The sequence below is a fragment of the Streptomyces sp. 15-116A genome (genome assembly GCF_025290915.1).
In the GTDB taxonomy this organism is placed as follows: domain Bacteria; phylum Actinomycetota; class Actinomycetes; order Streptomycetales; family Streptomycetaceae; genus Streptomyces.
Genome location: NZ_JAOCQE010000275.1, coordinates 1 through 8,048, shown reverse-complemented (window position 1 = coordinate 8,048; position 8,048 = coordinate 1). Strand labels below are relative to the sequence as shown.

At 71.3% G+C, this 8,048-nt stretch carries 9 protein-coding genes, 1 tRNA gene and 1 pseudogene; 7 read left to right on the top strand and 4 right to left on the bottom strand.

Annotated features, from left to right (window positions below; all coding sequences use genetic code 11):
- The coding region (locus tag N4P33_RS29375; RefSeq protein WP_313904605.1) for a beta-ketoacyl synthase N-terminal-like domain-containing protein at positions 1-620 on the bottom strand (620 nt) is incomplete at its 3' end.
- Between the two features lie 356 nt (positions 621-976).
- On the opposite strand from N4P33_RS29375, the gene N4P33_RS29370 reads away from it, so the two are divergent.
- The 4 genes from N4P33_RS29370 to N4P33_RS29355 are packed head-to-tail and all read left to right on the top strand — an operon-like array spanning position 977 to position 5,004.
- Positions 977-1,825, top strand: a complete 849-nt coding sequence (locus N4P33_RS29370) for a hypothetical protein (RefSeq protein WP_260829949.1) — start codon at positions 977-979, stop codon at positions 1,823-1,825.
- A 31-nt stretch (positions 1,826-1,856) separates the two neighbouring features.
- Positions 1,857-3,971 carry a bifunctional serine/threonine-protein kinase/ABC transporter substrate-binding protein gene (locus N4P33_RS29365; protein ID WP_260829950.1) on the top strand — a complete coding sequence of 705 codons (2,115 nt, stop codon included), beginning with the start codon at positions 1,857-1,859 and terminating at the stop codon, positions 3,969-3,971.
- Between the two features lie 6 nt (positions 3,972-3,977).
- A complete protein-coding gene (locus tag N4P33_RS29360; protein ID WP_260829947.1) occupies positions 3,978-4,355 on the top strand; it encodes a hypothetical protein in 378 nt (125 codons plus the stop codon).
- A gap of 1 nt (position 4,356) precedes the next feature.
- Positions 4,357-5,004 (top strand): hypothetical protein, encoded by a 648-nt coding sequence (locus N4P33_RS29355; RefSeq protein WP_260829946.1) that lies wholly within the window; start codon positions 4,357-4,359, stop codon positions 5,002-5,004.
- 266 nt (positions 5,005-5,270) lie between these two features.
- Here N4P33_RS29355 and N4P33_RS29350 read toward each other — a convergent pair whose 3' ends face one another.
- Positions 5,271-5,684 carry a type II toxin-antitoxin system VapC family toxin gene (locus N4P33_RS29350; RefSeq protein ID WP_260829944.1) on the bottom strand — a complete coding sequence of 138 codons (414 nt, stop codon included), beginning with the start codon at positions 5,682-5,684 and terminating at the stop codon, positions 5,271-5,273.
- Positions 5,681-5,944 (bottom strand): CopG family transcriptional regulator, encoded by a 264-nt coding sequence (locus N4P33_RS29345; RefSeq protein WP_260829942.1) that lies wholly within the window; start codon positions 5,942-5,944, stop codon positions 5,681-5,683. The genes N4P33_RS29350 and N4P33_RS29345 overlap by 4 nt, the downstream gene beginning before the upstream one ends.
- Before the next feature lie 235 nt (positions 5,945-6,179).
- Between N4P33_RS29345 and N4P33_RS29340 the strand changes: the two genes are divergently transcribed.
- Positions 6,180-6,563, top strand: a complete 384-nt coding sequence (locus N4P33_RS29340; RefSeq protein ID WP_260829941.1) for a DUF6083 domain-containing protein — start codon at positions 6,180-6,182, stop codon at positions 6,561-6,563.
- A gap of 114 nt (positions 6,564-6,677) precedes the next feature.
- Here the strand turns inward: N4P33_RS29340 and N4P33_RS29335 are convergent.
- Positions 6,678-6,749: transfer RNA gene (locus N4P33_RS29335), tRNA-Arg, on the bottom strand.
- Between the two features lie 127 nt (positions 6,750-6,876).
- On the opposite strand from N4P33_RS29335, the gene N4P33_RS29330 reads away from it, so the two are divergent.
- Positions 6,877-7,395, top strand: a complete 519-nt coding sequence (locus N4P33_RS29330; RefSeq protein ID WP_399030324.1) for a PleD family two-component system response regulator — start codon at positions 6,877-6,879, stop codon at positions 7,393-7,395.
- A 71-nt stretch (positions 7,396-7,466) separates the two neighbouring features.
- Positions 7,467-8,048 (top strand): annotated as a pseudogene (locus N4P33_RS29325) (hypothetical protein); the annotation flags it as partial.

The following is an 8,048-nucleotide window of genomic DNA, read 5'->3' as shown; positions in this document are numbered from 1 at the left end:
AGTCCGTCGAACTCCTCGCCGTCCAACTCCCGTATGCCGTGCCGCCCTTCGAGCAGCCCCTGCCACAACTCGCTGGTCCCGGCGCCGAGCGGCGTCACCGCACCGAGGCCGGTCGCCACGACCCGCCGCGCCCCGGCGGCCCGCGCCTCGCTCACCGGCCGCGGTTCGTGCCGTACGACCTGCCCCTCCCGGTCGGCCTCGGCGGCCCACCGCCGTACATCGGCGTCGGCGACGCCCGTCCCGTCGTCGTCGGCGTCCCGGTACCAGGCACCCCACCGGCGGACGTACCTCACGTCCTCCGCCGCCGGGTCCACGGCCCGCAGCGTGGTCACCCGGTCCCCGTCGCGGAACTCGACGTCGTCGAGTGTGGGCGAGCTCACCACCGGCACCGCCGCCACGTCCAGCCGTCGCCCGGCGACGGTCACGCGCTGCTCGCGCCGCAGCAGCTCGTCCCGGTCCGTCCCGCCGAGCGGCGGGCGCAGCGTGACCCGGATCACCTCGGGCGACTCGGGCAGTGTGTGCGTGACGACGTACCACCGGTCCGCTGCCGCGTCCTCGCGCGACAGGGCGACCAGATCGCCGGGGACGACCTCGGCGGCCGTCACCGAGTGCGGATTCATGGGGACTTCACGTATGCCGGAAGAGTGGGGCATGGGCGTACATGCTTTCTTTGGTCCGAACTGTCGTACTGAGGACCGTTAAGAGTGAACTGCACGGGGTCAGAACCAGCCACCGTTGAATGATGTACATGTCCGATTTGTCACGTGGTGTCGTCTGTAGGGCGGTCACGTCAACCCGGCAACAGCAGGGCGACGCGGGCGAGTTACCACCCCGTCACCCACCCCTGTGTGACTGGTCACGCGCACGGCCCACATGAGTAGCCGCACTCATGCGCCGCAACCGCGGCCCCTCTACTTTCGTCTCGCCACCCGGGGGCCGAGCCGCCGTGGACTCGGCTGACACCACGAGGAGCCCGATGTCCGAGAACCTCTCCGCACCGCCACCGCCACCGCCCGGCGGCCACCGGCGATGGACCGTGACCCTCGCCACCGTCACCGCGGGCACGGCCCTGGCCGCGACGCTCGCCGGCTGCGGCGGCGACGGCCACCGCACCACCGCCAAGCCGACGAAGTCCCCGAGCGTGTCCACGTCCCCGGCCCCCACCCCGTCCGACACGGTGGGCGCCCTGCCCGACGCGTACGACTTCACCCCGGACCCCTCCCGCGTGCCGCGCACGGCCGCCCAGGCCCGCACCCTCACCCGCAACGCCTCGCTCGCCCCCGCCGACTGGACCCCCGGCATGGTCCGGCACGACCCGTACGAGACGGCCGGCACCTGGCCGGTGCTGCCCGACTCCTGCGTCTGGACCCGCGGCGAGCTGCCGGACGGCGTCCTGGACAGCTACACCCGGCGCATCGACATGCCCGCCAAGGACGGCAAGGGCAGGGTCCTCGGCACCGTGACCGTCAGCGTCCACCGCGACGAGCGGCACGCCGACCGGGAGATGAAGGACACGGTCCAGGAGAGCTTCCGCTGCCCGGTGCAGGACCTCGGCGGCGGCCAGAAACTCTCCGGACTGCAGTCGATGCACCTCGACCCCAAGGACGTGAAGAACGCCGACGCCACCCTCTTCGAGGCCGGCACCTACAAGGGCCGGGAACCCGGCGGCCCTTGGCCCTACGTATGGACCAAGTCCCGTATCGGACCGGTCACCACGGCCGTCTCGGTGAAGGGCGCGAAGGGCTACGACACGACCGACCTGATCCGCTTCGCCGCCGAGGCCGCCGCGAAGCTCCTGTACCGCGTGGAACTGGAACTGAAGTGAACAGACCACTGGGGGAGCCGAGATGAGCCCCGTGCAGCCGCTCGGCTCCGGCGACCCGGCACGCATCGGCACCTACCGCGTCCTCGGCCGCCTCGGCGCCGGCGGCATGGGCGTCGTCCTCCTCGGCCGGTCGCCCGGCGGCGCCCTCGTCGCCATCAAGCTGATCCGCGCCGAGTACGCCGAGGACGCCTCGTTCCGCGCCCGGTTCCGCCGCGAGGTGGACATCGCCCGCCAGGTCCGCACCCGCTACGCCGTCCCGGTCGTCGACGCCGACACCGAGACCGCCTCGCCGTGGCTGGCCACCGAGTTCGTCCCCGGCCCGTCCCTCGCCGACGCCACGGCCGCCACCGGCCCCCTGCCGGCGGCGAGCGTCCGGGCGCTGGGCGCGATGCTCGCGGAGGCGCTGGACGCGGTGCACGGCGCGGGCATGGTGCACCGGGACGTCAAACCGGGCAACGTCCTGCTGGCCCTGGACGGCCCCCGCCTGATCGACTTCGGTATCGCACGGGCCCTGGACGACACCGTGCTCACGGCCACCGACGTGGTCATCGGCTCGCCCGGCTTCCTCTCGCCCGAACAGGCCCAGGGCAGGCCGGTCGGACCGGCGAGCGACATCTTCTCCCTCGGCTGCGTGCTGGCCTGGGCGGCCACCGGGGTACGCCCGTTCGGCACCGGCCCGGTCGAGGCGCTGCTGTTCCGGACCGTCCACGACCCGGCCGACCTCGCCACCGTCCCCGCGGAACTCCGGCCACTGATCGAGGCCTGCCTCGCCAAGGACCCCGCCCGCCGCCCGACCGCGGCGACCCTGCGCGCCACCTGGGCCGAGGACACCCCGGCGGACGGCTGGCTCCCGCCCGCGGTGACCCACCTGATCGCCGAACGCTCGGCGACGATGCTGGCGCTTCCGGACATCGAGGCCACGCAGGCGGACGCGGCGGCCACGCGGCCCGTCGAGCCACCGCAACGCCCGCTCGCCAGACGCCGGTTGCTGACCTACGTCACGGCGGGCGTGGCGACAGTGGCGACGGGCGGCTCGACGGCATGGATACTCATGCGCGACGAGAAGAAGCAACCGCCTTCCGCCAAGCCGGTGTTGAGGCTGGGCCTGCAGGCGGACCTGAGCGGCCCGGGCGCCGCCACGGGCAAGGCCCACGAACAGGGCATCAGGCTCGCCCTGGCGGAACACAACGCCCGCAAGGACCGCGCGTTCGCCTGGCAGTTGACCACGGCCGACGACGGGGGCGACCCCGACAGGGCCACCGAGGCGGTACGCCGTCTGGCGGCCGACGACCGTATCGTGGCGGTGATCGGCGCGACCGGAACGGACGCGGCCGGAGCGGCGTTGACCAGCTACGACGAGGCCGGACTCACCGTCCTCAGCGTCCTGGACGGCGACATCCGCCACATGAACCGCGTCTTCCTGTGCGCCCGCCCGAGCAACGCGATGCAGATGTACCCGGTCGCGCAGTACCTGGGCCTGCACGACCTGGACGACATCGCGCTGATCGACGACGAGACGGAGTACGGCCGCCAGGTCACCCGCCTGTTCGGCGAGGGCCTCAGAGGCACGGGCGGCCGCACGATCCTCCCGGCCACGATCCCCCCGGACGCCCCCGACATCGACGCGAGGGCACGAGCCGTGGTGGCCAGGAAGCCGGGCGCGGTCGTGTTCGGCGGCGAGGTGAAGACGGCCGCCGCCTTCGCCCGCGCCCTGTCGAAGACCGGCTACCGGGGCCCCCGCATCGCCAGCCAGGCCGCACACGATCCCCGCTTCCCCGCCGAGGCGGGCGCGGCGGCCGACGGCTGGCTGCTGGTCTCCACCGCGACCGACCCCCTCGCCGCCCCGTCCGCCCGCCCCTTCACCCGCGCGTTCCGCACCCGCTACCGCACCGACCCGCCGAGCTTCGCGGCCGAGGCGTACGACGCGACTCACTTGATCACCACCTGCGCGGAAGCCCTGCACCGCCCAAACCCAACCCGCCACGACCTCACCCCGACCCTCCGCAAGACGACGTACAAGGGCATCTCGAAGCCCTACGCCTTCGAACCGGAGAACGGCGGCTACGTAGGCAGCACCGGCGTGTTTTTCTACCGCATCGCTTCCGGCCGCTTCCGCTACCTGGGCAGCGACCCCGGAAAGGTGTGACGGCCCATGATGTTCGGCTACGCGGACGACTGGACCGTCCTCGTGTACGCGATGGTGCTGCTGTGGATCCCCTTCGGCCCGTGCGTCATGGCGGCGCTGGGGGTGTGCTGCGAGCGGCCGCGCGGCCGCCTGCGCACGGCCGCGCGGGTGTGCTCGATCGCGGTGCCGCTGGTGACGGTGGGGATTCCGGCCGCGATCTTCTTCAACGTCTTCTCTCCGGACTCGGCCCCACCGAATGAGGACGACACCAGGGCCTTCATCGTCGTCTACGCCCTGCTGCTCACGGCGACCCCGTGGGTCCTGGCCCGGGTGATCACCCGAGCCGTCCAGCGCATACGCGTACGCTCCCGCTCCCGTTCCCGTTCCCGAGGAAAGGCCTCCTGACATGCCCGCGAGCGAGACGGAACGCCGCCAGGGAGCCGCCGTCTTCAGCCTGCTCGCCCTGGCGGTGGCGGGAGCGGCCCTGGCCTTCCTGACCATCTGGACCACGGAGGCCCTGGCCCCCGTGACCGAGAAACACGCGGTCATCGCCCACGAAGGCGACGGCGACGAAGCGTTCACGGAGGAGTCGGACGGCCCGTACGACTTCGAGGTCCACGCCCTGACCGAGGACGGCGACACGATCCCCCTGGGCGAGGGCGGCGAACTACTGAAACCCCTGGCCCTGGGCGACCCGGTCATCGTCACGCTCTCCAACGCAACAGGCCGCCCGCTGGGGGCAAGAGGCCCAGGCGGCGAGGTAAGCCTGCACCACCACGCAGGCATGATCATCCTGGTGACGCTGGCAACGGTGGCCCTCCTCCTGACGACCCGCTACCACCGCCGCCTCCGCAGGGCCACGCACGCAATCCTGACACCCCTACCACCCAAGCTGGCCCCCTGGATCACCCCCGCGGCTGTGACAGCAACGGCCCTGGCCACCACCACAGCCCTCCTCACCCCCGACACCCCCGACCACGAGCCCCACACCATGGACGGCATGGGCATCTACGCCTCAGCGGACCACTTCCCCGACACCTCCCCATCACGATGAAAACCCAACAGCCGGGCCCCACCCCCTACATCCGCACAGACCTGATAGGCAAGGGAACAGGCCGCCCCCACCTCCTGGACCGCGAGGACTGCGAAGTCCCCACCACATCCACAAACACCCCCGCTCCTACGCCCACCCCCACCCGCCTCTGCTTCGCGGTCCCCACGGACTTCCACCCCCGCTACCTCATCGTGGGCGGCGAGACAGCCATCCGACTGACCTCGACGAAGTCCACGACGCACGACTGATGGGGCAGGCACCACGCGTCAGACCTTGATGACGGTGGCTCGCGTTCCGCATAGGGCCATGAGGTCTTCCGGATCGGAGGTGAGCACGGTGACGGGCCCAGGGGCGGCAAGGGCGGTTGCGCTGAGCATGGCGTCGATGGCGTACTTGTGACCGTGCAGGCCGGCATCGGTGAGCAGGGCGGCGGCATGGCGCGCGATGGCGTCGGTGACTGGCTCCACGATGAGTCGAGAGAGTGTCCACTCCAGGGCCGGGCGGTTGATGCGTGGATGGACGACTTCCACCAAGGTGGCCGCTGACGTGATCACGCGCAGGTCATCGGCGCGCGCCAGGGCGAGCCAGGCGGTGACCGCACGGTCGCGCAGCACGGCCTTGGCGAGCCCCTCGCTGTCGAGTACCAGCGTGCCGCCCGGGGCAGCAGGGGAGCGTGTCACGCCGCGCTCTCCCCCTTGCCGGTCTGCTGTTCGCGTGCCTGGTGGAGCTGGTCGCGCAGGGCCTGCACCTCATCCTCGGTAATGGGGCCGTGCTGCGCCTCGGCGACCTGGATGAGTTCGTTGAGGTTGTCCCGCTCGATCTGACGGGCGACGGCGGCGGCAACATAGGCGGACAGGCCGGAGGGACCACTGCGGGCGCGGGCGGCTTCGGCGATGTCCCGGGGCATCGTGATCGAGTACTTCTGGGTAGGCTCGCTCATGCTCTCCATGCTACTGCCGATACTACCGCCGTGAAGTGCGCGCTTTGTTAGCCCTCAGCCCGCATGGACTGGGGATGGACTGGGGCTGCGCCGTATCTCAGCCGCGTGGCGTCGGCCGTTGGTTGTTGGCTGCACCTGCCGCGTCACGTGTTGTACAGCTGGTGGACTGCCGCCTCAGAGATCCCGTCCGGTTCGCGCCCTACGCCTGTGCTGTCGGACTGGCGACCCTCACGGTATGGGGCTTGTGGAAAAGGGACCGCGGCGGCTGAGCGATGGGCAGTCCCGTTGCCCTGCCTGTGGGTTGTTGCAGGAGCGGGTGCCGACGCTCGAGCAGGACTGGGTGCTGCTGGAGCCGGATATGAATCCGCTGGCCCATACGGTGCCGGCGGAGCATCGGTGGATCGAACTGTCCGATGGACGGGTGACGGTCTACGGGGTGTGTCCACCGGACCAGTTCCAGCGGTGCCGCATCGAGCACCGCCTCGCCTGCCCCGCACAACCTATGCCGGATCTATGGCCGTGGTTGACCACCCTGCGAGGGGAGAACGCGCGGCGAGCCGAGCGTCAGAATGATCCGAAGCCCCCTCCGCCCTCTGAACAGTGGCCGGACACCGGCTGATGGACACGCTGGAACCCCTGAGGCTGACCAGAGGAGACGGCCCCTGCACATACGCGAAGACCCCGTCCTCAGCATCTCTGCTGGTCACGGGGTCTACAGGCACCTCATACAGGGTGCCCCCGGCAGGATTCGAACCTGCGCACACGGCTCCGGAGGCCGTTGCTCTATCCCCTGAGCTACGGGGGCGTGTCGGGCGCGGTGATCGCGGCGACGGGTAGAACACTACCAGTTCTCGGGGGGTGGTCAGGAACCCGTTTTCACCCCGGTGGGGTCCGGGCGCGTCCACCCGTGGGGGTCGTGTCGCTCGTGCGGGGTGGAAGTCGGGAAAAGCCGGACGCGGTGGCCGGTGCGGACCTACTCTCGAGTTGTGCCAGGCGCTTCGGGCCGGGTGCTTGTTGTGGACGACAACAAGGTCATCCGGCAGTTGATCAGGGTCAATCTCGAGCTGGAGGGCATCGAGGTCGTGACCGCGGCCGACGGTGCCGAGTGTCTTGAAGTGGTGCATCAGGTGCGGCCCGACGCCGTGACCCTCGATGTCGTCATGCCGAGACTTGATGGGTTGCGGACCGCTGCCCGGCTGCGGAGCGATCCGCTCACCTGCGATCTTCCGCTCGCCATCATCAGTGCCTGCAGTCGGCACGAGGTCGAGAGCGGGCTCGATGTGGGCGTCGATGCCTTTCTTCCCAAGCCGTTCGAGCCCGGTGAGCTCGTACGGCTCGTACGGGAGCTCCTGCTCGGGCGAGCCGGGAGCGATGCGCAGCGGCCGGGGCGCGTCCGGCGCCTTCCCGTCGTCGGCGAGAACGAGACGGCGGCCGGGCACCCCGGGGCCTGAGCCGTCCACATCCCGGGACCCCGGCCAAACCGGCTCGCATACCCACCCCCCTCCTCCCCTACGCTTGTCCCGTGACCCCCGTCGAGCTCTCCCGCACCGTGCTGCGCGCGGTGCGTTGTGCTGTCGACGAGGGGGAACTGGCCGTGGCCGTTCCTGAGCGCGTTGTGGTCGCGCCGCCGGGGCCCGGGGGGTGCGGTGACTACGCCACCAACATCGCCCTCCAGCTGGCCCGGCCCGCCGGACAGCCGCCGCTCCGGGTGGCCGAGGTGCTGCGGCCGCATCTGCTGCGCGCCGGCGACGCCATTGCCGACGTCGTCGTCACCGGGCCCGGGTTCCTCAACATCAGCCTGCAGAGCAGCGCCCCGGTCGCCCTCGTCCGCGACATCCTGCGCGCCGGGATGCGGTACGGCCACAGCGACGCGCTCACGGGGCAGCGCTTCCAGCTTCGTGCCCCGGACGAGGTCCGTGCCGTCGTCCACCTCGACGTGCTCGCCCGCCTTCTGCGGTCCCAGAGTGCCGTCGTCCGTGCCGAGTGCGCGGGTGGCCGGCCCCGGCCCGAGTGGGCCGCCGCCCTCGGGCTCCGCCTCGACGAGGCCGCGCCGTCTCCGGCCGACGGCAGCGCCCTCTCCGGTGAGCCGTCCCCGGTCGACGGC

Coding starts and splice junctions, on each gene's coding strand:
- N4P33_RS29360 (WP_260829947.1), top strand. CDS start 3,978: ATGATGTTCGGCTACGCGGACGACTGGACCGTCCTCGTGTACGCGATG.
- N4P33_RS29370 (WP_260829949.1), top strand. CDS start 977: ATGTCCGAGAACCTCTCCGCACCGCCACCGCCACCGCCCGGCGGCCAC.
- N4P33_RS29345 (WP_260829942.1), bottom strand. CDS start 5,944: ATGAGCGAGCCTACCCAGAAGTACTCGATCACGATGCCCCGGGACATC.
- N4P33_RS29355 (WP_260829946.1), top strand. CDS start 4,357: ATGCCCGCGAGCGAGACGGAACGCCGCCAGGGAGCCGCCGTCTTCAGC.
- N4P33_RS29340 (WP_260829941.1), top strand. CDS start 6,180: ATGGGGCTTGTGGAAAAGGGACCGCGGCGGCTGAGCGATGGGCAGTCC.